Annotated in this window: 27 protein-coding genes and 1 pseudogene; 10 read left to right on the forward strand and 18 right to left on the reverse strand. The window is 42.0% G+C overall.

Going from position 1 to position 26,356, the window contains the following annotated elements:
- Positions 1-101: 101 nt before the first annotated feature.
- On the forward strand, positions 102-734 hold the full coding sequence (gene pncA / locus EGS47_RS07405; RefSeq protein WP_125269469.1) for a bifunctional nicotinamidase/pyrazinamidase: 633 nt from the start codon (positions 102-104) through the stop codon (positions 732-734).
- Positions 735-774: 40 nt separating this feature from the next.
- Complete coding sequence (locus tag EGS47_RS07410) at positions 775-1,719, forward strand: bile acid:sodium symporter family protein (RefSeq protein WP_125269470.1); 945 nt, start codon at positions 775-777, stop codon at positions 1,717-1,719.
- A gap of 129 nt (positions 1,720-1,848) precedes the next feature.
- Here EGS47_RS07410 and EGS47_RS07415 read toward each other — a convergent pair whose 3' ends face one another.
- The 10 genes and pseudogenes from EGS47_RS07415 to EGS47_RS07460 form a co-directional block, all read right to left on the reverse strand.
- Positions 1,849-2,136 carry a GNAT family N-acetyltransferase gene (locus tag EGS47_RS07415; protein ID WP_125269471.1) on the reverse strand — a complete coding sequence of 96 codons (288 nt, stop codon included), beginning with the start codon at positions 2,134-2,136 and terminating at the stop codon, positions 1,849-1,851.
- 192 nt (positions 2,137-2,328) lie between these two features.
- Positions 2,329-2,640 (reverse strand): annotated as a pseudogene (locus tag EGS47_RS07420) (heteromeric transposase endonuclease subunit TnsA); the annotation flags it as partial.
- 130 nt (positions 2,641-2,770) lie between these two features.
- The gene (gene glmS / locus EGS47_RS07425) at positions 2,771-4,609 is read right to left on the reverse strand and encodes a glutamine--fructose-6-phosphate transaminase (isomerizing) (RefSeq protein WP_125269472.1); all 1,839 of its coding nucleotides are present in this window, start codon (positions 4,607-4,609) and stop codon (positions 2,771-2,773) included.
- A 12-nt stretch (positions 4,610-4,621) separates the two neighbouring features.
- Positions 4,622-5,986 (reverse strand): bifunctional UDP-N-acetylglucosamine diphosphorylase/glucosamine-1-phosphate N-acetyltransferase GlmU, encoded by a 1,365-nt coding sequence (gene glmU, locus EGS47_RS07430; protein ID WP_125269473.1) that lies wholly within the window; start codon positions 5,984-5,986, stop codon positions 4,622-4,624.
- 11 nt (positions 5,987-5,997) lie between these two features.
- On the reverse strand, positions 5,998-6,522 hold the full coding sequence (locus tag EGS47_RS07435; protein WP_125269474.1) for a phosphatidylglycerophosphatase A: 525 nt from the start codon (positions 6,520-6,522) through the stop codon (positions 5,998-6,000).
- Positions 6,500-7,417, reverse strand: coding sequence for a thiamine-phosphate kinase (gene thiL, locus EGS47_RS07440; RefSeq protein ID WP_125269475.1), 918 nt, complete (start codon positions 7,415-7,417; stop codon positions 6,500-6,502). Before thiL ends, EGS47_RS07435 begins: the two co-directional genes overlap by 23 nt.
- A gap of 14 nt (positions 7,418-7,431) precedes the next feature.
- On the reverse strand, positions 7,432-7,881 hold the full coding sequence (gene nusB / locus EGS47_RS07445) for a transcription antitermination factor NusB (RefSeq protein ID WP_004986036.1): 450 nt from the start codon (positions 7,879-7,881) through the stop codon (positions 7,432-7,434).
- 3 nt (positions 7,882-7,884) lie between these two features.
- Complete coding sequence (gene ribE / locus EGS47_RS07450) at positions 7,885-8,355, reverse strand: 6,7-dimethyl-8-ribityllumazine synthase (protein ID WP_004986034.1); 471 nt, start codon at positions 8,353-8,355, stop codon at positions 7,885-7,887.
- 11 nt (positions 8,356-8,366) lie between these two features.
- On the reverse strand, positions 8,367-9,488 hold the full coding sequence (gene ribBA, locus EGS47_RS07455; protein ID WP_125269476.1) for a bifunctional 3,4-dihydroxy-2-butanone-4-phosphate synthase/GTP cyclohydrolase II: 1,122 nt from the start codon (positions 9,486-9,488) through the stop codon (positions 8,367-8,369).
- Positions 9,489-9,777: 289 nt separating this feature from the next.
- Positions 9,778-11,088, reverse strand: coding sequence for a hypothetical protein (locus EGS47_RS07460; RefSeq protein WP_125269477.1), 1,311 nt, complete (start codon positions 11,086-11,088; stop codon positions 9,778-9,780).
- A 59-nt stretch (positions 11,089-11,147) separates the two neighbouring features.
- Here EGS47_RS07460 and serB point away from each other — a divergent pair, with 59 nt between their 5' ends.
- The 3 genes from serB to EGS47_RS07475 all read left to right on the forward strand — a co-directional run bounded on the left by serB (position 11,148) and on the right by EGS47_RS07475 (position 13,764).
- On the forward strand, positions 11,148-12,368 hold the full coding sequence (gene serB, locus EGS47_RS07465; protein WP_125269478.1) for a phosphoserine phosphatase SerB: 1,221 nt from the start codon (positions 11,148-11,150) through the stop codon (positions 12,366-12,368).
- A gap of 426 nt (positions 12,369-12,794) precedes the next feature.
- Entirely contained in the window at positions 12,795-13,130 is a 336-nt protein-coding gene (aciT, locus tag EGS47_RS07470) for a ciprofloxacin tolerance protein AciT (protein ID WP_004995642.1), read from the forward strand.
- A gap of 154 nt (positions 13,131-13,284) precedes the next feature.
- Positions 13,285-13,764 carry a hypothetical protein gene (locus tag EGS47_RS07475; protein ID WP_004995640.1) on the forward strand — a complete coding sequence of 160 codons (480 nt, stop codon included), beginning with the start codon at positions 13,285-13,287 and terminating at the stop codon, positions 13,762-13,764.
- A 45-nt stretch (positions 13,765-13,809) separates the two neighbouring features.
- Here EGS47_RS07475 and dtd read toward each other — a convergent pair whose 3' ends face one another.
- Positions 13,810-14,250 carry a D-aminoacyl-tRNA deacylase gene (dtd, locus tag EGS47_RS07480; RefSeq protein ID WP_125269479.1) on the reverse strand — a complete coding sequence of 147 codons (441 nt, stop codon included), beginning with the start codon at positions 14,248-14,250 and terminating at the stop codon, positions 13,810-13,812.
- 164 nt (positions 14,251-14,414) lie between these two features.
- On the opposite strand from dtd, the gene pncB reads away from it, so the two are divergent.
- The 4 genes from pncB (at position 14,415) to EGS47_RS07500 (ending at position 18,118) form a co-directional block, all read left to right on the forward strand.
- The gene (pncB, locus tag EGS47_RS07485) at positions 14,415-15,623 is read left to right on the forward strand and encodes a nicotinate phosphoribosyltransferase (RefSeq protein ID WP_125269480.1); all 1,209 of its coding nucleotides are present in this window, start codon (positions 14,415-14,417) and stop codon (positions 15,621-15,623) included.
- A 106-nt stretch (positions 15,624-15,729) separates the two neighbouring features.
- Positions 15,730-16,578 (forward strand): sulfurtransferase, encoded by an 849-nt coding sequence (locus EGS47_RS07490; protein ID WP_125269481.1) that lies wholly within the window; start codon positions 15,730-15,732, stop codon positions 16,576-16,578.
- Positions 16,575-17,426, forward strand: a complete 852-nt coding sequence (gene asd, locus EGS47_RS07495) for an archaetidylserine decarboxylase (RefSeq protein WP_125269482.1) — start codon at positions 16,575-16,577, stop codon at positions 17,424-17,426. The genes EGS47_RS07490 and asd overlap by 4 nt, the downstream gene beginning before the upstream one ends.
- Before the next feature lie 182 nt (positions 17,427-17,608).
- Positions 17,609-18,118 (forward strand): GNAT family N-acetyltransferase, encoded by a 510-nt coding sequence (locus tag EGS47_RS07500; RefSeq protein ID WP_125269483.1) that lies wholly within the window; start codon positions 17,609-17,611, stop codon positions 18,116-18,118.
- A gap of 82 nt (positions 18,119-18,200) precedes the next feature.
- Here EGS47_RS07500 and EGS47_RS07505 read toward each other — a convergent pair whose 3' ends face one another.
- From EGS47_RS07505 to EGS47_RS07525, 5 genes are all read right to left on the reverse strand, one after another.
- Complete coding sequence (locus EGS47_RS07505; protein ID WP_125269484.1) at positions 18,201-19,052, reverse strand: SDR family oxidoreductase; 852 nt, start codon at positions 19,050-19,052, stop codon at positions 18,201-18,203.
- A 13-nt stretch (positions 19,053-19,065) separates the two neighbouring features.
- Positions 19,066-19,500 carry a GlcG/HbpS family heme-binding protein gene (locus tag EGS47_RS07510; protein WP_125269485.1) on the reverse strand — a complete coding sequence of 145 codons (435 nt, stop codon included), beginning with the start codon at positions 19,498-19,500 and terminating at the stop codon, positions 19,066-19,068.
- Between the two features lie 153 nt (positions 19,501-19,653).
- A complete protein-coding gene (gene phoR / locus EGS47_RS07515; protein WP_004985986.1) occupies positions 19,654-21,012 on the reverse strand; it encodes a phosphate regulon sensor histidine kinase PhoR in 1,359 nt (452 codons plus the stop codon).
- Positions 21,013-21,022: 10 nt separating this feature from the next.
- Positions 21,023-21,733 carry a phosphate regulon transcriptional regulator PhoB gene (phoB, locus tag EGS47_RS07520; RefSeq protein ID WP_004985981.1) on the reverse strand — a complete coding sequence of 237 codons (711 nt, stop codon included), beginning with the start codon at positions 21,731-21,733 and terminating at the stop codon, positions 21,023-21,025.
- A gap of 201 nt (positions 21,734-21,934) precedes the next feature.
- On the reverse strand, positions 21,935-22,621 hold the full coding sequence (locus EGS47_RS07525) for a TetR/AcrR family transcriptional regulator (RefSeq protein ID WP_125269486.1): 687 nt from the start codon (positions 22,619-22,621) through the stop codon (positions 21,935-21,937).
- 195 nt (positions 22,622-22,816) lie between these two features.
- Between EGS47_RS07525 and EGS47_RS07530 the strand changes: the two genes are divergently transcribed.
- The gene (locus EGS47_RS07530; protein ID WP_004985978.1) at positions 22,817-23,653 is read left to right on the forward strand and encodes an SDR family NAD(P)-dependent oxidoreductase; all 837 of its coding nucleotides are present in this window, start codon (positions 22,817-22,819) and stop codon (positions 23,651-23,653) included.
- Between the two features lie 50 nt (positions 23,654-23,703).
- On the opposite strand, the gene EGS47_RS07535 is transcribed toward EGS47_RS07530, so the two are convergent.
- Both EGS47_RS07535 and EGS47_RS07540 read right to left on the reverse strand, forming a co-directional pair.
- A complete protein-coding gene (locus EGS47_RS07535) occupies positions 23,704-25,071 on the reverse strand; it encodes an MATE family efflux transporter (protein WP_004995622.1) in 1,368 nt (455 codons plus the stop codon).
- Positions 25,072-25,178: 107 nt separating this feature from the next.
- A complete protein-coding gene (locus tag EGS47_RS07540) occupies positions 25,179-26,330 on the reverse strand; it encodes a methionine aminotransferase (protein ID WP_125269487.1) in 1,152 nt (383 codons plus the stop codon).
- Between the last annotated feature and the right edge of the window lie 26 nt (positions 26,331-26,356).

The raw sequence follows: 26,356 nt of genomic DNA on the forward strand, positions 1-26,356 counted from the left end.
GAATACGTGATGCAATGAACGCTTTATTTTAGTCACAGAGTTCTTATAAGATGCTGACAACCCCAGCATTCATGATGCTGTTTGATAGAAGGAGTAAAGCAATGAAACAGGGAAAAAATAGTGCTTTGATTGTGGTTGATGTCCAAAATGGTTTTACCCCCGGTGGACATTTGGCAGTGGCAAATGCCGATCAGATTATTCCCTGTATTAATCGTTTGGCTCAAGTTTTTGACAATGTCATTTTGACTCAGGACTGGCATCCTGCTGATCATATTTCTTTTGCTGAGAACCATACAGGTAAACAGCCGTTTGATCATATTGAATTGTCTTATGGGACGCAGGTACTTTGGCCATCGCATTGTGTACAAGGAACACATGATGCCGAATTACATCCTGATCTGGATATTCCGTCGGCACAGTTGATTATCCGTAAAGGATTCCATGCAGATATTGATAGTTATTCGGCATTTATGGAAGCAGATCGAGTGACTTCTACAGGACTTGCTGGATATTTAAAAGAGCGTGGCATTGATACGGTTTATATCACAGGTATTGCAACCGATTTTTGTGTGGCATGGACAGCTATGGATGCCAAACAAGTAGGATTTGAAAGTTATGTGGTGGTTGATGTCTGTAAAGCCATTGATTTAAATGGTTCATTGCAGCAGGCGTGGCAGCAAATGCTAAGTTGCGGCGTTAAACGAATGACCTCATCGCAGTTATTGGGCAATTAATCATTTCGACGTATATTCGATAAAAGATCAGGATATTGCTATGCCATTATTATTGCGACTGACACAGTTGATGCAAAAGACTTTTGCACTTTGGGTCCTTGTATTTTCAGCGATCGCGTTGTGGCAACCTAGCTATTTTGTCTGGCTCACGGCTTATATTCCGTGGATACTTGGCATTATTATGCTGGGTATGGGCATGACGATTAGCATCGCTGATTTTCGCGCTGTAGTTCAATATCCAAGAGCCGTATTAATTGGTGTGGTGGCTCATTTTGTCGTGATGCCAAGTCTTGCCTTTATCTTATGTCAGCTCTTTCAACTTCCGCCAGAAATTGCCATTGGTGTAATTTTAGTCGGTTGTTGTCCGGGTGGAACGGCTTCCAATGTCATTACTTATATGGCCAAAGGCAATACTGCGCTTTCGGTGGCTTGTACCTCAGTATCGACTTTATTGGCACCGATTTTAACGCCGTCGATCTTTTATCTGTTAGCCAGTCAATGGATTCATATCAATGTTAGTTCGATGTTTATTTCGATCTTACAGGTGGTGATTGTGCCGATTATTTTAGGCATTATCATCCGTCATTATTTTGCTCGACAAGTAGATGCTTATATTCGAGTCATGCCTTTGGTTTCAGTCGTTGCGATTGTACTGATTGTGGCGGCAATTATTGGGGCGAGTAAGGCCTCAATCTTACAATCTGGACTATTAATACTCGCTGTCGTAATGCTCCATAACGGCTTGGGTTTCTTGATCGGTTATTGGGCAAGTCGCTGGCTAAAACTTTCACATTATGACAGCAAAGCCATTTCCATCGAGGTCGGTATGCAAAATTCGGGTTTAGGCGTGGCCTTGGCTGCTGTACATTTTGCAGCTTCTCCAATTACCGCTGTACCGAGTGCTATTTTTAGCTTATGGCATAATATTTCGGGTGCTGCGCTAGCGACTTATTGGGCGCGACAAGAAGATCAAAAACTCAAATGATTTCAGCACTTAGATTGAGATTACTGAGGTAGTGCGTCTATCTCACCGCATTGAACTATTGATTGAAGCCGAATTCATGAACAGGTTAGCTGAAGGCATCAATCAAAGGATGCCTTCACTATAAAAAAGTTAAGCGTCTCTAAGTACATCGCGAATCGATGGATCTTTATCAAAGACTGATTTTGCATACGGACATAAAGGAATAATTTTAATCTGATTGTTTCGGGCAAAATCGACTACGGCATCTAAAAGCTTATGGCCTACACCTTGCCCACGATAGTCATCTGCGACATCGGTATGATCAATAATAAATAGTTTTTCACCTGCCCATGTATAGACCATTTCGCCTGCAAGCTTGTCATGATCATACATTTCAAATGCGCCATGCTTACCATCATCTTTTTGTTGAATATTCAAAGTAAGGCTCCTGAGATCTTAGAAATATAAAAAGGAATTAAACTCACACTTTGATTGTGTCAGTATTTCAACTAAAAGTGAGTTGGATTTTGTTATAGTCAGCATCTTTATTAACACAAATCCACTGATTTTTTTATGCTGAATCTCCTGACTAAGACTTTAAGAGAAAATTCTAGTTTAGTTTCTTTTATTTTTAGGATGAGGTATTCGGGCCTCTTCAGCGATTCCAATTGTTTGATTAAGATCTAAAGGATATTACTCTCTGATATCAGTAGTGGAAGGGTTCCATTCTAATAATAAAAATGCAGCTAATTCTAAATCTGAAAGTAGATGATACGTTCTTTGGCTTTTATGACCAAAAACTCGATGAGATCGACCTTCTGAACTCACATCTCTAATTGTGAGCCAAGGCTTATAGTTATTTCCAAAACCCTGTCCTCGTCCTTCTTTAATCCATTTTTGAATTTTGAGTTCATAATTTTGTGTGTTCTTAAAGTTAGCCATAAAAAAATCCACACCTCATGCTCCTTAAAGCATAGTTGGTGTGGATTTTTTGAGCAATGCAGTATTGCACTTTATTACTCAATACTTATAAAATATTCCAATAAATATAAATATTTGATTTTTATGTATATTATTCAACAGTGACTGATTTTGCTAAATTTCGAGGTTGATCAACATCCGTACCCCTTAGAACTGCGACATGATAAGAAAGCAACTGCACCGGAATACTGTAAATGATCGGGGCGAGCCAAGCATTTACCTTTGGAACATAGACCACGTGCTGACGATCTTTTTCCACAATGCCACTGTTTTCATCCGCGAAGACAAACAGTTCACCACCACGAGCCTGAACTTCTTCCATATTAGATTTGAGTTTATCCAGCATGTCATCGTTTGGTGCGAGAATTACCACAGGCATTTCATTATCGACCAAGGCCAACGGACCGTGTTTCAGTTCACCCGCAGCATAACCTTCGGCATGGATATAAGAAATTTCCTTGAGCTTTAGTGCTCCTTCCAGTGCAATCGGATAATGTGTCCCGCGGCCCAAGAACAAACAATGCTGTTTTTCAACAAAAAGTTCTGAAAGACGTAAAATCTGAGCATCTTGTTGCAAGGTATTCAACATGACTTTTGGACAATGCCAAAGTTGAGCAGCAATTTCAGCAATCTGTTCACTAGAAATCTGTTGTTTGACTTGACCTACTTTTAAGATCAAGAGCATTAAAGCGGCAAGTTGGGTGGTAAATGCTTTGGTTGAAGCCACACCAATTTCAGGGCCAGCCAATGTCAATAAGTGATGATCTGTTTCACGTACCATTGAAGATGTTGCAACATTACAAATACTTAAAGTCACAATATCTAAGACATTGGCTTTGGCACGTTTCTGGGTTTCACGCAGGGCTGCCAAGGTATCCGCGGTTTCACCTGATTGAGAAATACATACATATAAGGTATTGGCGACAATCACAGGTGAGCGATAACGGAATTCACTGGCAATCTCGATTTGACAAGGAACGCCAATCAACTGTTCAAACCAGTATTTTGCAATCATGCCTGAGTGATAACTGGTTCCACAGGCAATAATCTGCACACTTCGGATTTTAGAAAAATCCAGCTCTGCATTTTTCAGGAAGTCTTCACGCAGTGCATTACTATTTAATGCTTGAGAAATGGTTTGCTGAATCGCATCTGGCTGCTCATAGATTTCTTTGAGCATATAGTGTTTATATTCACCTTTAGACGCATTACTCACCGCAGCATCCAATTCTTTAATCGGACGCTCAATACGTTCACCCTGTGCATAAATATCAATGCTGTCACGGGTCAGACGAGCAATATCACCTTCTTCCAGATAGACAAAACGGTTGGTGACTGGCAAAAGTGCCAATTGGTCTGAGCTGATAAAATTTTCACCAATCCCGACACCAATCACCAGTGGTGAACCTTCACGTACTGTGATTAATTCATCTGGGTGTTGGGTATGTACAATCCCAAGTGCATAGGCGCCTTTAAGTTTTGGCACCACTTGACGTACTGCATCGAGCAGGCTGTCAGTATGTTTTAGCGCATCATTGACCAGATGAGCAACCACTTCAGTATCAGTTTGTGAACTAAAGATATAGCCTTCTGCCTGAAGCTGATCTTTCAATTCCTGATAATTTTCAATAATGCCATTATGAACTACAGCCACATTCCCAGATACGTGGGGATGCGCATTATTTTCAGTTGGTTTGCCATGTGTGGCCCAACGGGTATGGGCAATCCCCAGAGAACCCGTCAAATGATGTTCACTCACCGCTTCAGCCAGATTGGCAACTTTACCCACTCGACGCTCGCGTAAAATCTGCTGGTTATTCACTAAAGCAACGCCCGCAGAGTCATAACCACGGTATTCAAGGCGTTTTAGACCTTCAATTAAAATATCGGTAATACTACGTTCAGCAACGCCGCCGACAATACCACACATAGGTTAATCCTCTTATTTCTTCAACTTTTGGGGACGTTGATAGTTTGATTTTTCAATTTGTTCGGCACGTTCAAAAGCCAGCGTATTGTCTGCGACATTACGGGTAATCACAGAGCCTGCACCAATCGTAGCACCGTTGCCAATTTTCACAGGCGCGACCAGTGAGCTATTTGAGCCAATAAATGCAGCATCGCCGATCACGGTTTTATGTTTATACACACCATCATAATTACAGGTAATAGTACCTGCACCAATATTGGAACCTTCACCAACTTCGGCATCACCCAGATAAGTAAAGTGATTGGCTTTAGAGCCTAGCCCAATACGGGTATTTTTGACTTCCACGAAGTTACCAATATGCACTTCGTTGGCCAATACTGCACCCGGACGTAAACGCGCGAAAGGACCAATTTGGGTATTTTCACCCACCATCGCATTTTCAAAGACACTATACGGCTGAACTTTGGTGCCTGCGGCGATTGTGGTGTTTTTGAGAATACATCCTGCACCAATTTCAACACCATCACCGAGTTCACATTGACCTTCAATGATCACATTGATATCAATACGAACATCTTGACCAACTTTGACTGAGCCACGTAAATCAAAGCGCGCAGGGTCAGCAAAAGTGACGCCCTGTTGCATCAGCTCAGTTGCTTGTTGCTGTTGAAACTCACGTTCCAGTGCCGCGAGTTGCAGGCGATCGTTTACGCCCTCAACTTCATAGGCAAGTTGGGGTTGAATGGATGCAATTTCAAGACCATCTGCCACCGCCATTGCCACAATATCGGTTAGATAATATTCGCCTTGCGCATTCTGATTGGAAAGTTTAGGCAGCCATTCATGCAGTTTTTGATTGCTGACACAGTAAATCCCTGTGTTAATTTCCTGAATCGAGCGCTGTTCTTCGCTGGCATCTTTATGTTCTACAATCGCCTGAATCAGATTGTTTTTGCGTACAATACGGCCATAACCTGTTGGGTTTTCGACATTTAAGGTGATCATGCCAATGCCAGAAGGTATAGACACTTCAAGCAATTGTTGCAGTGTTTGCTCACGGACTAAAGGCACATCACCATATAAAATCAGGGATATACCGTCTTTTGGCAAAACAGATAAGGTCATTTGTACAGCATGACCTGTACCCAATTGTTCGGCCTGTTCCACCCATTGAATCTGTTCTTGGGCAAATTGTTGTTGTACTCGGTCACCGCCGTGACCATAAATCGTAATAATATTACTGGCATTGAGTTTTTTTGCAGTATTAATGACATGACCCAATAAAGGTTGTCCAGCAAGGGGTTGTAATACTTTTGGAAGTTGGGAGCGCATCCGCGTTCCTTTACCTGCTGCAAGAATAATAACGGTCGTTGACATGAATAACCTACTTAACGGCTTAGACCAAACAATAAATAAATGACGATACAGAGCGCAGCCCAAAGCCCTGCGATAATATCGTCCAACATGATACCAAAACCACCCTCTACACGTCGATCAATGACGCGAATCGGCCACGGTTTCCAGACATCAAACAGGCGAAACAACAAGAAGCTGATGAGTGCCCATTGTATATTCATTAGATTAAAAAAGATTAAAGGCAGAACAGTAATGGATTGACCTGCAAATTCGTCCCAAACGATGCGCCCATCATCATGTACCCCCATCAAATCTGCGGTTTTTCCACAAATATAAATCCCAACCAGACTCATGAGAATGATCACAAAAACAGACGGATAAAAACCGAGCCATATCCAAATCGGAATAAACAACAAAGCAAACGCAGAACCAAAGGTTCCTGGCGCTTTAGGCAGAAGCCCTGAACCAAAGCCAACACCACAAAAGGTGATAAAGCGATCTGACCAACGCATCGTTTGAAAAGGAATGGAGGGTTTAGGCAAAGTGTTGATATCCATGAAACTGAACAGGATGATTTTGACCATCGTGTTCAAATATTAAGTCTGCGGTCTGTGTAATCAGGCCAATCATTGTAATGTTGACATTTAATTGTTGTTGCAAAAGTTTTTCGTAGTTTTGCGGACTTATTGTAAAACAAAGTTCATAGTCATCGCCACCCGCCAGTGCATATTGCCATTTTTGTTGATTTGGCAATGCTTGAAGGGCAGAGTCAAGTGGCAATTGATCCAAAAAGATTTTAGCGCCCACATTGGACGCTTTGAGAATATGACCTAAATCCTGTGCCAAGCCATCTGAAACATCGATCATGCTAGAGACTAATCCTTTAAGGGTTTGACCGAGTTCACAGCGTGGGGTTGGATAATCTAATCTGGATTGTAAGGCTTCACCTAAATGTTGCAAACCGTAGGCAGCATCGCCCACCTGCCCACTGACCACAATATAATCGCCTGCCTGAGCACCTGAGCGACAAATCGCCTGACCTGATTCAATATAACCGAGTGCTGTGACGGTAATGGTGAGGTGTGGACTTTGCGTGGTATCACCACCAATCAGTGCGACATCAAATCGATCGCAACAATCGAAAAGTCCCTGACTAAAGCCTTGTAGCCAGTCATGGTCGATGTTGGGTAGACTCAATGCTAATAAAATACTATGAGGTTTTGCCCCCATAGCCGCAATGTCAGACAAATTCACCGCCACACTTTTCCAGCCAACGGCATGGGCAGAGGTTTCAAGTGGAAAATGTCGACCTGCAACCAGTGTGTCGGTACAAATCACCAATTGTTGATTGGTAGGAGGGGTCAAAATAGCTGAGTCATCACCGATGCCAATATCGTCCTGTTGCGTAAAGGGACGAGTAAAGTATTGCTCGATAATCGAAAACTCAGCCATGACTTAATAGTAGCTTATTGAGCTTGCTGTTTTTCAGCTTCACGCAGTGTGGAAGCTAAACGATCCAATACACCATTGATGTACTTATGGCTGTCTGCACCACCAAAGTGTTTGGCAAGTTCGATGGCTTCATCCAGCACCACGCGGTAAGGAATTTCCAGATGATCGCGCAGTTCATAGGCACCTAAACGCAAAGTTGCCAACTCGACACCATCCAGTGCTTTAAGCTCGCGATCCAGTACAGGAATTAGCAAGGTATCCAGATTGTCACGATCTGCAATGACTTGAGTCAACAGCTCATGGTAATAACCAAGATCAACCTTATGCATGGCATTTTCAGCACGAGTACGCGCTTCAATTTCATGTACAGGATTGTGGCTCATTTGCCATTCATAAATACCTTGTACCGCAAAACGACGTGCTTTACGTTTTGCCGCATATACGGCTTGAAGTGTTTGAGACATGCCTTAGATTGCCTTTAACAAATTAACCATTTCAATTGCAGTCAATGCAGCTTCTGAACCTTTATTGCCTGCTTTTGTACCAGAGCGTTCAATCGCCTGTTCAATGCTATCAGTGGTCAGTACGCCATTGATGACAGGAAGTGTGCTTTCAAGTGCAACCACGCCCAAGCCTTTGGCACATTCACCAGCGACAAAATCAAAATGCGGTGTGCTGCCACGAATCACTGCGCCTAGTGCAATGATGGCATCAAATTTGTCAGATGCGGCCAGTTTTTTTGCAACAATTGGGAGTTCCCATGCACCCGGTGCATAAGCCACAGTGATATTGTCTTCACTCACGCCATGACGTTTTAAGGTGTCAATTGCACCTTCAAGCAAATGCTCAACCACAAAGCTGTTAAAACGACCCACTAAAATCGCGTAACGGCCTTCGCTCGCGAGATGTAATAAACCTTCAATTCGGCGAATTGCCATAATAACCTCGATTAATTTTCTATCATTTGATCAGCAGAAATATATTCTACCACTTCTAAATTAAAGCCTGACAGTGCATTAAAGCGTAAAGGTGAGCTAAGGAGCTTCATTTTCTCTACCCCCAAATCACGTAAAATCTGTGCGCCAACGCCAATGGTTTGATATTGGTGGGATAGAGCAGCATTGGATTTTACGGGTTTTGGCTTATTCATGCTCTCAAGCGCTGGGCCTAAATCCTGTAAATGATCCTGCCCAATCCAGACCAATACTCCACGTTCAGCCGCAGCGATGGTGCTGAGTGCACGATCCAGATTCCATGCAGGTTCGCCATCTTGCTTATTCAGTTTAAGTAAATCACGGACGGGATTAAAACCATGGACGCGAACTGTGGTCACGCCATCTTTAGGTTCACCTTTGACCAAGGCCAAATGAATATCAGGATTGCCAATTTCACGGTAACGATATAGTTCAAATGAACCATACTCAGTTTCAATGGTTTGTTGACCCAAACGTTCAACCGTTTGTTCATTGGTCATGCGGTAGTGAATGAGGTCGGCAATGGTTCCAATCTTTAAACCATGTTTTTCAGCAAACATCTCTAAATCTGGACGACGTGCCATCGTGCCATCTTCATTTATAATTTCACAAATCACAGACGCAGGTTCCAACCCCGCAAGACGAGTCAAGTCGCAGCCTGCTTCCGTATGACCTGCGCGGTGAAGAACTCCACCAGGTTGTGCCATGAGCGGAAAAATATGACCGGGTTGAACAATATCAGCAGGTTTGGCATGCGCAGCAACGGCGGCATGAATGGTATGCGCACGTTCAGCCGCAGAAATCCCCGTGGTAATGCCTTCAGCGGCTTCAATTGACAAGGTAAAATTGGTTGCGTGTTGTGCACCGTTATGATCGACCATCAGCGGTAAATTCAGTTGTTGGCAACGCTCACGACTTAAGGTTAAACACACCAGACCGCGCGCATGGGTAATCATAAAGTTGATATCTTCTGGGCGCACGTGGGTCGCGGCAATGACCAAATCACCTTCATTCTCGCGATCTTCATCATCCATCAAGATGACCATTTTACCCGCACGGATATCCGCGACCAGTTCCTCAACATTACTCAACGGCATGAGCCTTCACCTTTTGATGCTGTCCAAAAGACAGTTACGTTCACAATGTGTTGCATAGTCTACCGTGTTTTGGTCAGAATTGCCTATGCTTCTATCATTTAGTTCTAGGGTTCTCTTTATACACATAAGTGAATTCATTTGAAAAGTATTCTAATTATGAAATAGGCTGGTTTTGCTGATTGTTTAATCAAAGACTTTTCAGATATTCAGATAAAAATATAATTTCAAAGACTTAGCGTTTAAAAATAAAAAACTCCCCAAATTGGCGAGTCTTGCAAAAAAATTGTTCTTAGGCTTCCGATTGTGGGTCTGTCTGATTTTCAATCGATGCTTTGGCTTTTTTACCCATCAAAATTTCTGTACGAATCTGTTGGGCAACTTCTGCGCATTCAGTATTCATGCCATTTTGCATGAAGGCGTGACGGGTCAAAACACTGGATGGATTTGGCATTGCGACTAACTGATAACATTCACTAATCGCCTTAAGCTGTTCATTATTTAAATGTAAAGCTGACTCTTTAGCATGTAAATGGCTGGTGAGACGTTGCGCTGCCTGTACAGCATCGAGTTGCATGGCAGTTACTGCGGTTGAAGTCGCGGAACGGGTTTGCAAGGCAAAACGCTTGTCTTCACGATAGCGTTTATATAGAACATCTGACAATAGCTGGAACACTGAGCCAATCATCAGTAAACATTCAACCGCATGTGCGTCCTGATCTGAAATACTTAAATCTGCACCATTGGCATTAAACTCATGGATGACATTGATACTTGATGGGTTGAGTTGATAATGTTTAGCGCACAGTTCAATGCTTTTATTCAAAAAAATCTGGCACAGTTTAAAATAAGGCAAAGAAACCGATTGATTGACACTATTTAACAATTGTTTAGGGTCATAAAACTGAATATTTAGTGCCAGAGTATGATCGACTTGAGCATCTTGCTCCAATGTTTCACTTACAGCGGTGACTTTTGGTTTGGCTTGTTGTTTAGCTTGTGCAACCAAGGTCACAGTATTTTGTTTTTCAAGCTCAAGGGCTTGGGTGAGTTGTTGAATCTCATGTTTCAGGCGTGATTCGTTATTGATACGTGCCAGATATTCACTGCGGCTTGGACGGGCAATGGCACGGTAAGCCAGCCACAATAAGCCATGAATCAGAAATGACACCAAGATTGCTAGCCATTGGGTTCTTAAAATTTCACCAATACTCGGTTGAATCAGGGTGATTTCAATACTGCCGACTTTCTTTTCATTTTGTAGCGCATCACGCACAAACACTTCATCTTGACGAGTTTGTGACATACCGCTCGTGGCCAATACCTGTTTATTGGCATCTAAAATTCGAATCGAAGCAACACTTGGATTGGTTGCATAGCGATTTGCCAGAAGTGCCAGAGAAACCGTGTTGGCAGGTTCCAGTTCGGTTAAACTGTCAGTAACCAGTTGACTGGTCATGAGTTGACCCTGACTGGCACGGTTTTCATTGAGCTGATGCGTCGTTGCAATCACCAGTAAAAAGGTATGCAAAGCAAAACTTACGATTAATAGGCTAGCAAATAGCCCCTGTCTAGGTGCGTTCAACGTAAACTTCCAAGGCAAATAGATTCAAATTCGATTATCATTCTAACAATAGTTGCAGCTCAGACCCGAGTCAATTCATGCGAGAAATCATTCTTATCTCTTTTTTAGGACCTGATCAACCGAATCAGTTTACCCGATTAATGCAGGTTTTATCTGTACATTCATTGCAAATACTGGATGTAGGGCAAGCGGTGATTCATAACCAATTGACCCTCGGCATCGTGGTGGCATCGGATGATGAAACCGCAACCGCACTTGCCATGAAGGAAATCCTGATTTTAGCACATGATATCGGTTTGACTGTGCGCTTTAAACCGATTTCAAGTGCAGAATACGATCAATGGGTGAGTGAAGGTGGACGAACCCGTTACATCGTGACAGCGCTGGCACCAGAATTAACCGCTTCACATCTACAGGCGGTTACCAAAATTGTCTCTAATCAAGGTTTTAATATTGAAACCGTGACGCGCCTGTCAGGGCGTTTAGCGCGAGATTTGGAAGATAGTGCGCCACGCCGCGCCTGTGTGCAGTTTGGTTTAAGCGGACAAATGCTGGATGCGCAAGCGATGCGTGCTGCCTGTTTAAGCTTATCAGGTGAACTCAATATCGATGTTGCAGTTCAAGAAGACAATGCCTATCGTCGTAATCGCCGTCTGGTTTGTTTTGATATGGACTCGACCCTGATTGAACAAGAAGTCATTGATGAATTGGCACTTGAGGCAGGTGTAGGTGAACAAGTCGCTGAGATTACCGAACGTGCCATGCAAGGGGAACTTGATTTCCAACAAAGTTTTCGTGCGCGTGTGGCTTTGCTGAAAGGTCTGGATGCCTCGGTTTTACCGAAAATTGCGGAACGGCTGACCATTACCGAAGGTGCAGAACGTTTGATTTCAACGCTCAAAGCGCTTGGCTATAAAACCGCGATTTTATCGGGTGGCTTTCAATATTTTGCTGAATATTTACAGCAAAGACTGGGTATTGATGAAGTACATGCCAATATTCTGGACGTACAAGATGGCTTTGTAACTGGTGAAGTCAAAGGCGCGATCGTCGATGGAGCACGTAAAGCAGAATTGTTGACCCAACTGGCGGATAAAATGGGGATTTCACTCGAACAAGCCATGGCTGTGGGCGATGGCGCCAATGATTTACCCATGCTGTCGATTGCGGGATTAGGTGTGGCTTTCCGTGCTAAACCGTTGGTGCGTCAAAATGCGAATCAAGCCATTTCCAGTGTAGGTTTGGATGGCGTACTGTATTTGCTTGGTATGCATGATAAAGATTTAAATCGTGCTTAATCTGCTTAGATGTTCAAAAAAACCGCGGCATTTAAATGCCGCGGTTTTTAATCAATAAATTAACTGGAATCAAGTGCTTTTGCACCGTTTGTCGGTTGTTAAATTTTGAAATAACTCTGTATAAAAATTTTTAAAAAGCATCAAATTTTAGCGATAGTTTTTTGTAATGACACGCGAGCGGTGAGAGGATCAGGCACTTCGTAGGTTTTTGAAACATGCAGAATGTAATGACAAAATAATGTTGCGACAATATGTGTCGTATAAGAAAAAATCAGGACTTTTTTTCTTGTAAAAACTCTCCATAATGCATCTAACACGATTAAACAGATATTTTCGTCAACACAGATCTGTGTTGATTTGATTACGGTTTCGGGGATGAACTCAAGGTCTTATGACCCAGAGAATGATCTTAGACGGAGGTTTAGTATGGTAACAGCGAATTTCGCCACACTCTCAGGGTTTGGTTTGATTGCACTTGCACTAGCTGTTGTTTTCTTCTCACCTTACCGTCGCTGGCTTGGTTTTATGTTGGCAGGCATGTTTTTTTGGGGACTTTTGGAAGTCGTCCGTTATGGCGTACAAACACTTTTTGAGATGCCTGTCACCTATAGTTATTTAACTGCCTTAAGTCTAGCGATGGTTGCTGTTACCTTGGTGTTGTTAAGAGAAGACCGTTTGGCGCAAAAAGCATTGGCAAATCGTCAGTATATTGAACATACACCAGTGTATGAGGATGATCAGCAACAATGCTCTAGTCGCTAACATCGGCTGATAGGTGAAATGAAGAAGCGTGGGTTAACCTGCGCTTTTTACGTTTTATTATGTTTTGTAATACAAAGCTTTTATTTTAGGGCTTACATTTATGCTAGGATGATCGCGTTTAGTTCCATAAGAATACGAATAGGCTTGAATTGTCATGAAACTTTCTGCTCTACCTGTTGTAAAGTTACCATTGGTTGATGTCAGCACAGATCCATTGGATTTGCTGGTTGTAGGTTTGGCTTTGCGGATGAAGCAATTGGCACGGACTAGTCCCAAGTTTATTGAAATGACACATGACCGTGCATTTCGGATCCAGATTGGAACGGATTTAGGCTTTGCGCGTCAGATTATTGTCAATCATGGTCAAATTGAAACAGTGGCAGGTCATCCAGAGCAGGCCGATTTTATTTTGCAATTTGCAGATAGCGAACAAGCAGTAAAAACCTTGATGAAAGGCGATCCGACAGCGTTTATGACCGGTATGCAAAACGGTAGTATCAAAATGGAAGGTGATTTTGGTCTATTGGTTTGGTTTAATCAGGCAGCAAAACTGATTCCACCCAAGCTTCCAAAACCAGTTAAAGAAAAGTTAAAGCAAGCACGTTTGTTTATTAAGCAAAAAACAGGCAAGTAAATCGCGCTTGTAGAAAATCCTCATCCCTTAGGGTGAGGTTTTTTTTTATTCGACTTCCAACTGAAAGGTCACGGGTCCATCATTAACTAAATGCACTTTCATATCTGCGGCAAAAATACCTGTTTGCACATTTGCAAACTGACTTTGCGCGTAGATAACGAGTTGCTCATACAGCTCTTTTGCTTCGCTCGGCGGCATGGCAGGACCAAAATCGGGTCGTAAGCCTTTTTGGGTTTGCGCCATCAGGGTAAACTGGGAAACCAGCAACAGTCCCCCTTGAGCTTGAGATAAATTCCAGCCCATCTTGCTATTTTCATCATCAAAAATCCGATATTTTAAAATTTTATCAATCAGTTTTTGGCCCTTTTGCAAGGTATCTTCGCGGCCTAGCCCTAAAAAAACCAATAGACCTTGTTGAATTTCACCCGTGGTTTGTCCATCGATGACCACCTTAGCCTGTAAAACTCGTTGTATTAATGCACGCATAAACATCATCATTGATTTAAACCGTGATGATTTTAACAGAAATAATTTTTGCTTAATAAAATTCATGTTCCACCAAAGTGGCAATGCTTTATACAAATCCTTGCGATTTTAACGACTAAAATATGCTTTAATGCAATAAGTTTATCCAAATTACTGACACCTTTATGTCACCAATTATTCACTCATTACTAGATACAGATTTATATAAATTCACCATGTTACAGGTGGTATTACATAAGTTTCCGCAAACCCATAGTGTTTATCATTTTCGCTGCCGAAATTTAGAAGATACGGTGTATCCATTAACAGATATTTTGCCTGAACTGGACGAACAATTAGACCATTTATGCACTTTAAAATTTAAAGACGATGAACTGCAATATTTGCGCAGTTTTCGTTTCATCAAAAGTGACTTTGTGGATTATCTGGAACTGTTTCAGTTAAAACGCCGCTTTATCAAAACAGGCATCGACGAAGAAGGTCGTCTGGACATTTGGGTCGAAGGTCCGATGGTTCAAGCGATGATGTTTGAAATTTTTGTCTTGGCAATCGTCAACGAATTGTATTTTCGCCGTATCCGTAGTGATGCCGTTTTGGCTGAGGGTGAGCGCCGTTTACAAGCCAAACTTGCGCTTTTAAAACAATATTCGTTGCAGCAACATCCACATGATCCACCATTTCTGGTCTCAGACTTTGGTACTCGTCGCCGTTATAGTTTTGAATGGCAAAAACATGTGGTTAAAGAGTTTCATCAAGCCACACCTGATATTTTCCGTGGAACCAGTAATGTCTTGCTCGCCAAAGAGTTGGGAATTACCCCAATTGGCACCATGGCACATGAGTTCTTACAGGCTTTTCAGGCTTTAGATGTGCGGTTGCGTGATTTTCAAAAAGCAGCACTGGAAATGTGGGTACAGGAATATCGTGGCGATTTGGGGATTGCCTTGACTGATGTGGTAGGAATGGATGCGTTCCTGCGTGATTTCGATTTGTATTTTGCCAAGCTGTTTGATGGCTTGCGTCATGATAGTGGTGATCCTTATGAATGGGGCGATAAAGCCTATGCGCATTATCGTCATCTCAAAATTGATACCCAGACCAAAATGCTAACTTTTAGTGATGGACTGAATCTGGAAAAGGCATGGCAATTGCATCAATATTTTAAGGATCGTTTTAAAGTCAGTTTCGGGATCGGCACTAATCTCACCAATGATATGGGACAAACACCACTGAATATTGTGCTGAAACTGGTCGAATGTAATGGTCAATCTGTGGCCAAAATCTCAGATAGTCCAGGTAAAACCATGACTGATAATGATACATTTTTGGCTTATCTACGTCAGGTTTTTGAAATTACTGAAGAAGTTGAATGATTTTATTTAGCTGATTTTCTGCTAAACATTGGTAAAAAATCAGCAAAACCGTGAAAATGCTTATGTTAAGATCGAGCTACCTATTAATGCAACGCGATGATTTGCAATGACGGCACCTGAATTTAACTTTGGCCTATTGATTGAGGCGGAAGATTTAGTTCCTTATCTGGGAAATGAACATCTACGCATTGTAGATTTGAGTCGTAGCTCAGTCTATGAACAATTGCATATTCCCCACGCGATTCAACTGAAGCCTAAGCAATTGGTGGCACAGCATGAAGAAGCCACAGGTGTTTTGCCATCGATCGAGCAGCTTCAGCAATTGGTGGAGTATCTTAATCTCTCGCCTGACCACCATGTCGTGGTCTATGACGATGAAGGGGGGGCATGGGCAGGACGTCTGATCTGGAATTTACATTGTCTCGGTTTCACCCGAACCAGTTTATTAAACGGCGGGATTCATGCATGGTTGGGTGCTGGGTTTCCAACCACTTCAGAGATCGAACCGATAGCGCCTGTTGAAAATCTGGTGCAGGTTGATTTGTCCAAAGTGACTCAATATAAAATTGAATATAATGAATTAAAACAGCAGGTGGATTCCAATAATATCCAATTATGGGACTGTCGAACCACAGATGAATATACGGGCTTACGTCTAGCCGCACGTCGCGGTGGTCACATTCCTGCCGCACTTCATTTTGAATGGAGCACTGCACTTGATCGGCAAAATCATCTAAAATTGCACCCACTTGAACGTACCCAAGCCCGATTGCAACAACTTGGTTTTCAGTTTGATCAACCTGTGGTGGTGTATTGTCAATCGCATCATCGTTCGGGTCTGGCTTATATTATTGGTCGTTTACTACAGTGGCCAATTCGTGCTTATGATGGGGCGTGGAGTGAATGGGGCAATCGCCTCGATAGTCCAATTATTACTGGAGAGAATCCGCTTTGAGTTTTACATCACGATTAAAAAAAGACTTATTTATTAAAGCTCAATCGCTTGTTCCTCAGCATCAGCTTAGCCGAGTAGTGGGTAAAGTGGCCGCTAGTGAAAATGTGGTCATTAGAACCGCAGTAATTCAGGCTTTTAAAGCGAAATATGGCATTGATCTTTCGATTGCTCAGCAGGGCGATGCCCTAAAGTACAAATCTTTTAACGAGTTTTTTACGCGTGCCTTAAAAGATGGAGTACGTGTGGTTGATGATTCCGCGACGAGTATCGTATCACCAGCAGATGGAGCAATTTCTCAGCTTGGAACAATTAATGATGGCGATATTTTTCAGGCGAAAGGTCAAAGTTTCTCTGTCGAAAAATTAATTGGTGATCCGCAATTGGCAGAGCCATTTAAAAATGGTCAATTTGCCACGGTCTATTTATCGCCACGAGATTACCATCGTGTGCATATGCCATTTTCGGGGACATTAACCGAAACATTGTATGTGCCAGGTGAATTATTTTCTGTCAATCAAGTCACGGCTGAAAATATACCAGGATTATTTGCCCGTAATGAACGCATGGTGTGTTTATTTGATACTCAACTGGGTCGCATGGCCGTGGTTTTAGTCGGTGCTATGATTGTGGCGGGAATTGAAACGGTGGCAACGGGTAAAGTTAAACCAACTGGGCGCTTAGAATTGCAACAACATCAAATGAAACTTGAAAAAGGCGCTGAATTGGGACGTTTTTATTTAGGTTCCACCGCCGTTGTATTATTTGAAAAAGATAAAATGGCATGGGAAAATCAGTTTAAAGCCAATTCCGTCGTGGTGATGGGTGAAAAACTGGGACATTCGCTCTAAGTTAGAATGAACATTAAAAGCTCTAGATGTAGAGCTTTTAATGCATTGAGAGGTTCATTTTTTAATGATTGAAATTGTTATATTTTTATAAATCACGACTATCAACTAAATGAAGCTGCAAAAATTAAATTAAAAGAATTTACTGGCATTTGCAGCAGAGCAATAAAATCAGGAAAGTTTGAATGAGTATTCAAATTCGACATGAACAACAGCAAGACATCCAGACGATTGAAGCGTTAACTGAGGCTGCGTTTTTAAATGAACAACATTCGAGCCATACTGAACAATTTATTGTGAATCAGTTGCGTAAAGATGGTCAACTTACTATTTCTTTGGTCGCTCTTGAGCATGGAACGATTGTTGGTCATGTTGCGGTTTCACCTGTGCGTATTTCATCGGGTGAAACCGATTGGTATGGTTTAGGGCCGATCTCGGTCTGGCCTGAACAGCAAGGACAAGGTATTGGTTCACAACTGATGAATGCTGCACTTGAACAACTCAAACAATTGGGTGCCAAAGGATGTGTGTTATTAGGTGATCCTGAGTATTATCACCGTTTTGGCTTTAAAACTTATCCTGAGCTTATTTTACCAGATGTGCCTCCGATGTATTTTCAGGCGATCAGTTTTGTGAATGATATTCCGAAAGGAAGCGTGAGTTATCACGAGGCATTTAATGCAACTTCATCATAAAACTCAATAATAGCATGGTTGTTTTAGCTCAAAAGCCGATGATACTTTCATCGGCTTTTTGATGATGATCTCTCAGATCAGACTACTTTCCATTGGGTGTTTCTGGCTCTAGCGTATAGGCGTCTTCAACCAAAGGATCACGTTTTGCATCTGTGTGGATCAGTCGATCCCATTTTTCAGCCATTTGTTTTTTTGCATCTGCTTCAATCTCTTTAGGTGCTAAATTACGATAGGTTTTTTGCTCTTCTGTTACTACCTTGACAATAATGTCAGAGACTTGCTCTGGATCGTATTGTTTATGCGGAAAGGCAAGTTGGCTATAGTCAAATACAGTATTGGCTTGATCTTCTGGGTACCAATGCTTCCATGTCTCGAACATACGGTCATTGAATCCGGTTAAGATTGGGCCAGGATTTACTGTGGCAATTTTGACATTGTATTCATGCAATTCTTTATTTAGCGCTTCTGCAAAAGCTTCAATGGCATGTTTAGACGCAGAATATGCACCTGTAAATGGATCAGTGGTCAAGCCAGCGACTGAGGAAATAAAAATAATTTTTCCTGATTTACGTTCAACAAATTGTTTGGCAAATTTTTGGGTCAGTAAAATTGTCCCAAATACATTCACCTCGAACTGCTCACGCAATCGGTATTCAGGAATATCAACCACAGCACCACCTTCTGAAATTCCTGCATTATTGAGTAAAATGTCAATTTCAAAATTAGAAATAAACTCACGGTCAATATCATTGGTGATATCCAGTTTTTCAAACTGTATATTTAACTCTTGTTGATGAGCTTCGTCTTTTAAGGTCTGAATCTGTGCAACGGCTTCAACTGTTGCGATCACCTCATAACCAAGTTTTGCTAATTTAAAAGCAACTGATTTGCCAAAACCTGAACCTGCGCCTGTGATTAATATCTTTTTACTCATGTGTTTATCGCCTTTAAATGGATTTTTCTTGGGTTTGGTTAAAATGATCTGCAATCGCCTGAGCAATGCTTTGATCTTGCTCGGCTGTACCGCCACTGACACCGACAGCACCCACTACGTGTTCATCCAAAAAGAGTGGAACACCCCCTGCAAAAACAATCACTCTTTGATTCAAAGTTTGGTTTAAGCCATAAAGTTCACCTTTGGGTTCACTCGGTTCTTTTAATTCTTGGGTTGGCTTTTGAAATAAAGCACTGGTATAAGCTTTATTAATACTATGCTCGATGCTCGGGAGTTGAGCCTGATCCATACGGACATGTGCGAGAAGATAGCCATAAGCATCCGCAATTGCGATATTAGATGGAGATTGAAGCTCTTTTGCTTTAGATATGCCGGTATCCAATAATTGCTGTGCAATATCCAGATTCACCGTTTTAATCGTATTCATATGGACTTTACGATTCGTTTTATTAGATTGGAGTTTTAATATAAAAAACAATGGGCAGTTATTATGTAGTCGGTTTCAGGTACATTCTTATTTGTTTGAATGCTTTTGGTGTCGATGCGTTAAGTTCATTGTAATCTTGTTTTTGGGTCAAATTTAAACCATTTGATACAAGCGTTCTTTAGGGAAAACAGCTTTAAATAAAGAACCATTATTTTCTTTGGATACTACATCCAGATAAGCACCATGTTGCATCAAGACATGTTTAACAATCGCAAGTCCGAGTCCCGTTCCGCCTGTGGCACGGCTTCGTGCACTATCCACCCGATAAAACCGTTCGGTTAAACGTGGTAAATGTTTGGGATCGATACCGATACCATTGTCCTGAACGGTAAAATAACCATGTTCACCATCATCATGCCAACCAATGGTAATGATGCCGCCTTTGGGGGTATATTTAATCGCATTGGTAATCAGATTACTAAAGGCACTGGCAATTTCCATATCTGAACCAATCAAATCACAGTGACTATCGATATCCAGATTGAGCGTATGTCCATAATCGGCATTATACGCCTGTGCATCGTCAAACAGTTGATTCATCAGACTTGGCATCTCAATAATCTGGTTTTTAGCAATTTTTTTGTTATTTTCCAGATTTGAAAGCAAGAGCAAATCATTGACCAAAGCATTCATCCGTTTGGTCTGTGATTGCATCTGATCAAAGGCACGTTTCCAGCGCGGATTTAAATCTTCCTGATCGGTAAAGGTTTCAATGTAGCCACTCAAGACTGTCAGTGGTGTGCGTAGCTCATGTGAAATATTATCGACAAAATCTTTACGCATTTGCTCCAGATTATGCATACGCGTAATATCGTAAGCGACCAGCAATACACTATCGCCCCCAAAAGGCGTCAATTTAATTTGTACGTAATGATCGTCCAGTATCGAGGATTTAAGCTTGATACCATCAGGTGCCTGATCAATATGATTAAAGTATTCAATGAAACTGGGCTGTCTTAAAATCCCTAACACATTGGTGCCGCGATCCAACAGACTGATGCCCAGCAAATGCTGCGCCGCAGGGTTACACCATTCGATTTGTTGTAAATCATCAATCAAAACCACAGCTTCATTTAAAGCAACCAATGAAGACTGAGCGCGATCGATGAGTCCCACCATTTCTGCTTGAACTACGCGTTCCTGCCGTTGGGCACGATATACGTTAAATAATAAGGCACCCCAAATCCCATTCAGGTTAGGTGGCGTGTCGTAAGGACGATTGGAAATCCATTCGTTGACGATGTACAGTGAACGTAGTTGCAGCACAAAAAAGATCAAAAAGGCGATCAGAATACAAATACCTAAAAGGTCGAGACCAAATCCCACAAACGCTGCAATGATCAGCAAAAAAGCCAGCAGTCTTAAATCCTGTTTGGCAAATGTCCATAAACTACTGTAGCGAAAACGTTTATGTTCACGGGCAAGATCGGGGACGGGATAGGGTTCGTACATAAAGGGTATTTTAACCTAGTGCTAAATCTGCACGTGTTGAAAAACGATAACCTGTACCACGCACGGTTTGTACAAATCGATCTGCGCCAAAAGGTTCTAAGACTTTCCGTAAACGACGAATATGTACATCAATGGTACGATCTTCAATATAAACATTACCGCCCCAGACCTGATCCAGCAATTGCGCACGAGTATAGGCACGTTCAGGATGGGTCATGAAGAAAGCCAGTAAGCGGTATTCGGTTGGCCCCATCTCTAAAATATGAGTTCCAAAGCTGACACGCTGACTGACAGGATCTAAAATCAATCCATTGGCGTCAATAGCTTTTTCACCATTTAATGCATTGGCACGGCGTAATACAGCTTTGATTCGGGAGACCAATTCACGTGTCGAAAAAGGTTTGGTCATATAGTCATCTGCGCCGGCATCCAGACCTTGTACTTTATGGTCTTCTTCACCGCGTGCAGTGAGCATAATCACAGGAATTTCAGACAAGGTTTCATCGCGTTTTAAACGGCGGCACAAATCAACACCACTTACGCCACCCGGTAACATCCAGTCCAGTAAAATCAGGGCAGGGCGCTGATCAACAATCATTTGGTGTGCTTGTTTGGCATCTTCAGCCTGTAAACATTGAAAGCCCGCCATATCCAGTGAAGTATGAATCATTTCACGGATGGGAAGTTCGTCATCGACGATTAAAATATAGTCATCTTTCACAACGCAATTACCCTATTTAGTTTATTGAACGGCGGACCGTTTTATTTATGACAGGCTTATTACAAAGATTAATTATGACAGTATCATTGCAAAATTCATCAGAACGGGTTTTTTTAACATGAATTGTGACAAAAAATTGCGTGGCTGATGACCAATTCATGACAAAGACTCAATTTTTAATGGCTTTAATGAACAGTAAATTTATTTTTGTTTCTGGGAAAATGTTTGTACAAGGGATAAAAATACCGTGCGGCAAGCAAATAGAACATCTTCCTGAGACTGTTTAAAACCACCCATCACCCAGCGAATTGCAATCTGGGTAACATAACCGTTTAATCCCGTTGCAATTAACGAAACTTCCTGTTCTGAACGTTGTAAATTCGGCATCATCAACATGACAAAAGCTTGAATCATACGGTCAAAACGCAGCATGGTTTCCTGAATCGTGGCCTGATTATGCAGCTCTTGTACCAGCATGGCATCAATATAAATAATGCGGGCCAAACGAGGATCATCTTTCAAGGTACGTAACAATGCGCCCAGACCTGCATCGATCATTTTGGCTGGATCGGGAGCCGCTTGCATGACACTCTGCATGACATTGTGTTGTAAGGTTTCAATCAGTTTTAAGAAAATAGTTTGAAATAATTCCTCACTTTTTTTGAAGGATTCATAAAAATAACGTTCTGTTAGCTTGGCTTCATTACAGACGTCTTTGACTGTGACCGAAAAAAACCCCTGTGTGCCATAAGTTTCAATGCCTGCTTCAATGAGTTTTTCACGACGCGCATGCTTACGTTCGGTTAAAGACAGTCCTTTAAATTGACGTTCTTTATTGACCTTTGTCGGCTTTGGTCTCGTATTTGAATCAGTCTCGGGGGTGGTCATTGATCACAGGCATCCTCGTTGGTTATGCAGAGTTTAGCAAGTTTTAAACAAAATAACCGCGGCAGTCATTTGTTTGAGTATTTACTCTAGATCGGATAGATTGTATTGACAATACGTATTGTCAAAAATATAGTGATTGAATCAGGTACATCAGCATGGGTCTGTGTACACCTATTTAAGGGAAAAGGTCAGGCAATGAAAAATTTTAAAAATAAAGTCGCTGCGGTTACGGGAGCAGGTTCAGGTATAGGCCAGCAACTTGCTGTTTTATTGGCAAAAGAAGGTTGCCATTTGTCACTGAGTGATATCAATGAACAAGGACTTGCAGCTACAGTAGAACTGCTTAAACCTTATAATATTCGTGTCACTACACAAAAACTGGATGTATCGGATCGTCATGCTGTAAAGGCATGGGCTGAACAAACCGTTCAAAATCATGGTTCAGTCAATATGATTTTTAACAATGCTGGCGTGGCATTGGGCTCGACTGTAGAGGGTGCGAGCTATGAAGAACTTGAATGGATTGTGAATATTAATTTCTGGGGTGTGGTGTATGGCACCAAAGAATTTTTACCTTTTATCAAACAAAGCAAAGATGGACATATTGTGAATATTTCCAGTCTGTTTGGTCTCATTGCGCAGCCTACTCAGTCGGCATACAATGCCACCAAATTTGCGGTACGCGGTTTTACTGAATCTTTGCGTCAAGAACTGGATATGCAAAACTGTGGGGTGAGCGCACTTTGTGTACATCCGGGTGGTATTCGTACCAACATTGCCAATTCAGCAAAAATGAATGAAAGCCTAAAAACGCTGGGTATGCATCCTGAAAAATCAATTAAGGCGTTTAATAAATTATTGCGTTGTCCGCCAGAAGAAGCGGCACGTCAAATTTTAGCGGCAGTGCGTAAAGATAAACGCCGTTTATTAATTGGTAATGATGCAAAAGTACTGGATCTGATGCAGCGTTTCCTACCGACAGGATATCAGCGTGTTAGCGAATTTGGTACCAAATTGACCAATAAAATGTAATACAAAAATGTTCAAAAGCCCACCAAAAAAAGTGGGCTTTTTTTATGCCACTAAATGAGCGCTTTAATGGCTTTTTTCTTCCAGAAAAATTGATAATAGCCAGCTTGTAAAATGCACAGACTGACAAAAGCCAGAGCATAAGCATACCAGATGCCTTTTAATCCCCAGAGACTACTAAACCAATAGGCGCAAGGCACTTCAATACATAAAATTGCGGCAATATTAATCAACATAGGCATAGTCACGGTACCGCTTGAGCGCATAATCGAGGCGAAAATAGCACTGGCGCCAAAAAATAAAATGGACCATAACACAATAAATAAGAGCTGCTGTCCCAGTTGTACCACACTGTCATCTGTAATAAATAACGCCATTAGATATTTTGAAAATAAATACGCCAATATCACCAAGGTTCCAGTAATGATGATATTCATCCACAAAGCTGTACGAGTGACGCGCGCCAGTAGATCTGATTTACCCATTCCAATCGCTTGAGCACCAAAAATTGAAGCCGCAATCGCAATCGATAAAGCGGGAAATTGAATATAGTTCAAGACCTGATTGACTGCACCATAGGCCGCCGTTGCATGTGCGCCAAAACGATTGACTAGTCCCACCACGACCAGTCCAGCTACAGAGGTCGTTACCATTTGAATACCTGTTGGAATCCCCAAACGTAAAATGAGTCGGGTGAGTTCCGCGTCATAACGGATATGTTTGAGCAAAGCCAAGTCGGGTTTGAGTGGGTGATTTTTTTTATTTAAATAAATGATTAAAAACAAAATAACCAAGGCGTTACCTGTAATGGTCGCAATGGCAGGGGCAATAATGCCGAGTTTGGGAAAACCAAAATAGCCTGCAATCAGCACAGGCGTAATCACTAAACCAATTAAACTGGTTAAAGATAACGCCACCAAGGGTGTAATACTATCGCCGACACCACGTAAAATAGAGGTGTAAATAATATACACAAATAATAAAGGGCTACCTGCGAGCATGCAGCGGGCATAGGGCAAAGAAAGGTGTAAAACACTTGGATCTGTACCTAAAGCCAATAAAATATGAGGCGCAAAAAATACACCCAAGGCGGCAATAATACTGCCGCCAATCAGGGTCATAAATAGGGTTGAACCGACTACACTGCGCACTTTTTCAAAATTTTGCGCGCCCCATGCCTGTCCAACCAAAACGGTAGAACCTGCCGATAATCCAATCACAAATGCCATCAAACAAAATAGAATGGGAAAAAATACAGCAACCGCAGCAATCGCATTGACCCCCATCATTTGCCCAACAAACACGGTATTAATCGTACCTGAAAGATTTTGCAGGATATTGGTGGCAATCAACGGCAGTAAAAACACCAGAAAGGTCTTCCAGAGCTTTTGTTGCTGAATCAGTGGGCGGTGAGGCGGCATTCATTCTCCATGAATTTGTCAGTGTTATTGTGATGGATATCCTTGACTAACAAAATAACATGCTGCTTTAAAAAAGATTGTTATTTTACGCGAAGACTTGACCTGAGTTAACAAGCATTCAGTAACTGCACGGCACGTTGTAGGGTTTGTTCTGTTTTGGCAAAACAAAAACGGATTAAACGCAAATCTTTAGGCGGATGTTGATAAAACACAGACAATGGAATGGCCACAATCCCTTTTTCCTCGGCTAAAAAGTAACACATCTCGACATCATTCAGGTCAGGGCGAATCTCAGTGTAGTCGACGGTCTGAAAATAGGTTCCCTGACAAGGAGTAAAGCCAAACCGTGATTGTTGTAGACCCAGATTAAACGCATCTCGTTTATGTTGATAAAAATCGGCCAGTCCAGCAATGTGTTCGGGATGCTGCTGCATGTATTGGGTTAATGCGATTTGTGCAGGGGTATTGCCACAAAAGTTGGCATATTGATAAATCTGCCGAAATAACTGCATCAGTGTTGGACTGGCAGCGCAATAGCCTGTTTTCCAGCCGGTCACATGAAAGGTTTTACCAAAAGAACCCACCACGAAGCTACGTTCACGTAACTCAGGAAAATGTAATGCACTCCAGTGCCGAGCACCATCAAAAATCAGGTGTTCATAGACCTCATCTGACAAAACCAGCAAATCATGTTTTTCCACCAGTGCAATTAACTCTTGCCAGTCCTGATATGACCAGATCGTCCCTGTTGGATTATGTGGGGTATTGACGATAATCATACGGGTGCGTGAGCTAATCTGCGCCGCAACTTTGTCCCAATCGACCTTAAACTCAGGGGCATCTAACGCAATATGTACAGGCATACCGCCTGCAACCCGTACCGCAGGATCATAACTATCGTAACTTGGGTCAAAAATAATGACTTCATCGCCCGGATGAATGGTGGCTTGAATCGCTGCAAATAAACCAATAGTCGCGCCAGGGGTGATGGTGATCTCAATAAATGGATCAAGTGCAACATGATCACGCTGTTGAAATTGTAGTGCGACTTGGTGGCGTAACGGTAAATAGCCATCGCCTGCGGCATATTGGTTATGTCCATTTCGAGTGGCTTCACATAACGCTTCAATCAAATCAGGCGGTGCCGCAAAATCTGGAAAACCCTGTGAGAGATTGAGCGCATTGAGACGTTGAGCCAATGCAGACATGGTACTGAAAATAGTCACACCTTGATCAGGCAATTTGGATGACAGTTGCATGGCTCAATCGGTTCTCATCTGGAAAA

Source organism: Acinetobacter sp. FDAARGOS_515, assembly GCF_003938865.1.
Taxonomy (GTDB): domain Bacteria; phylum Pseudomonadota; class Gammaproteobacteria; order Pseudomonadales; family Moraxellaceae; genus Acinetobacter; species Acinetobacter ursingii.

What these genes read in the sequence shown, in the direction of transcription:
- EGS47_RS07540 (WP_125269487.1), bottom strand. Translation starts at nt 26,330, where the DNA reads ATGCAACTGTCATCCAAATTGCCTGATCAAGGTGTGACTATTTTCAGT.
- pncA (WP_125269469.1), top strand. Translation starts at nt 102, where the DNA reads ATGAAACAGGGAAAAAATAGTGCTTTGATTGTGGTTGATGTCCAAAAT.
- EGS47_RS07505 (WP_125269484.1), bottom strand. Translation starts at nt 19,052, where the DNA reads ATGAGTAAAAAGATATTAATCACAGGCGCAGGTTCAGGTTTTGGCAAA.
- ribBA (WP_125269476.1), bottom strand. Translation starts at nt 9,488, where the DNA reads ATGCCGTTGAGTAATGTTGAGGAACTGGTCGCGGATATCCGTGCGGGT.
- glmS (WP_125269472.1), bottom strand. Translation starts at nt 4,609, where the DNA reads ATGTGTGGTATTGTCGGCGGCGTTGCTGAACGTAGTATTACCGATATT.
- EGS47_RS07525 (WP_125269486.1), bottom strand. Translation starts at nt 22,621, where the DNA reads ATGACCACCCCCGAGACTGATTCAAATACGAGACCAAAGCCGACAAAG.
- EGS47_RS07535 (WP_004995622.1), bottom strand. Translation starts at nt 25,071, where the DNA reads ATGCCGCCTCACCGCCCACTGATTCAGCAACAAAAGCTCTGGAAGACC.
- EGS47_RS07490 (WP_125269481.1), top strand. Translation starts at nt 15,730, where the DNA reads ATGACGGCACCTGAATTTAACTTTGGCCTATTGATTGAGGCGGAAGAT.
- EGS47_RS07475 (WP_004995640.1), top strand. Translation starts at nt 13,285, where the DNA reads ATGAAACTTTCTGCTCTACCTGTTGTAAAGTTACCATTGGTTGATGTC.
- phoR (WP_004985986.1), bottom strand. Translation starts at nt 21,012, where the DNA reads ATGTACGAACCCTATCCCGTCCCCGATCTTGCCCGTGAACATAAACGT.
- EGS47_RS07510 (WP_125269485.1), bottom strand. Translation starts at nt 19,500, where the DNA reads ATGAATACGATTAAAACGGTGAATCTGGATATTGCACAGCAATTATTG.
- nusB (WP_004986036.1), bottom strand. Translation starts at nt 7,881, where the DNA reads ATGTCTCAAACACTTCAAGCCGTATATGCGGCAAAACGTAAAGCACGT.
- aciT (WP_004995642.1), top strand. Translation starts at nt 12,795, where the DNA reads ATGGTAACAGCGAATTTCGCCACACTCTCAGGGTTTGGTTTGATTGCA.
- ribE (WP_004986034.1), bottom strand. Translation starts at nt 8,355, where the DNA reads ATGGCAATTCGCCGAATTGAAGGTTTATTACATCTCGCGAGCGAAGGC.
- glmU (WP_125269473.1), bottom strand. Translation starts at nt 5,986, where the DNA reads ATGTCAACGACCGTTATTATTCTTGCAGCAGGTAAAGGAACGCGGATG.
- dtd (WP_125269479.1), bottom strand. Translation starts at nt 14,250, where the DNA reads ATGCGTGCATTAATACAACGAGTTTTACAGGCTAAGGTGGTCATCGAT.
- EGS47_RS07410 (WP_125269470.1), top strand. Translation starts at nt 775, where the DNA reads ATGCCATTATTATTGCGACTGACACAGTTGATGCAAAAGACTTTTGCA.
- EGS47_RS07435 (WP_125269474.1), bottom strand. Translation starts at nt 6,522, where the DNA reads ATGGATATCAACACTTTGCCTAAACCCTCCATTCCTTTTCAAACGATG.
- thiL (WP_125269475.1), bottom strand. Translation starts at nt 7,417, where the DNA reads ATGGCTGAGTTTTCGATTATCGAGCAATACTTTACTCGTCCCTTTACG.
- pncB (WP_125269480.1), top strand. Translation starts at nt 14,415, where the DNA reads ATGTCACCAATTATTCACTCATTACTAGATACAGATTTATATAAATTC.
- EGS47_RS07530 (WP_004985978.1), top strand. Translation starts at nt 22,817, where the DNA reads ATGAAAAATTTTAAAAATAAAGTCGCTGCGGTTACGGGAGCAGGTTCA.
- serB (WP_125269478.1), top strand. Translation starts at nt 11,148, where the DNA reads ATGCGAGAAATCATTCTTATCTCTTTTTTAGGACCTGATCAACCGAAT.
- EGS47_RS07500 (WP_125269483.1), top strand. Translation starts at nt 17,609, where the DNA reads ATGAGTATTCAAATTCGACATGAACAACAGCAAGACATCCAGACGATT.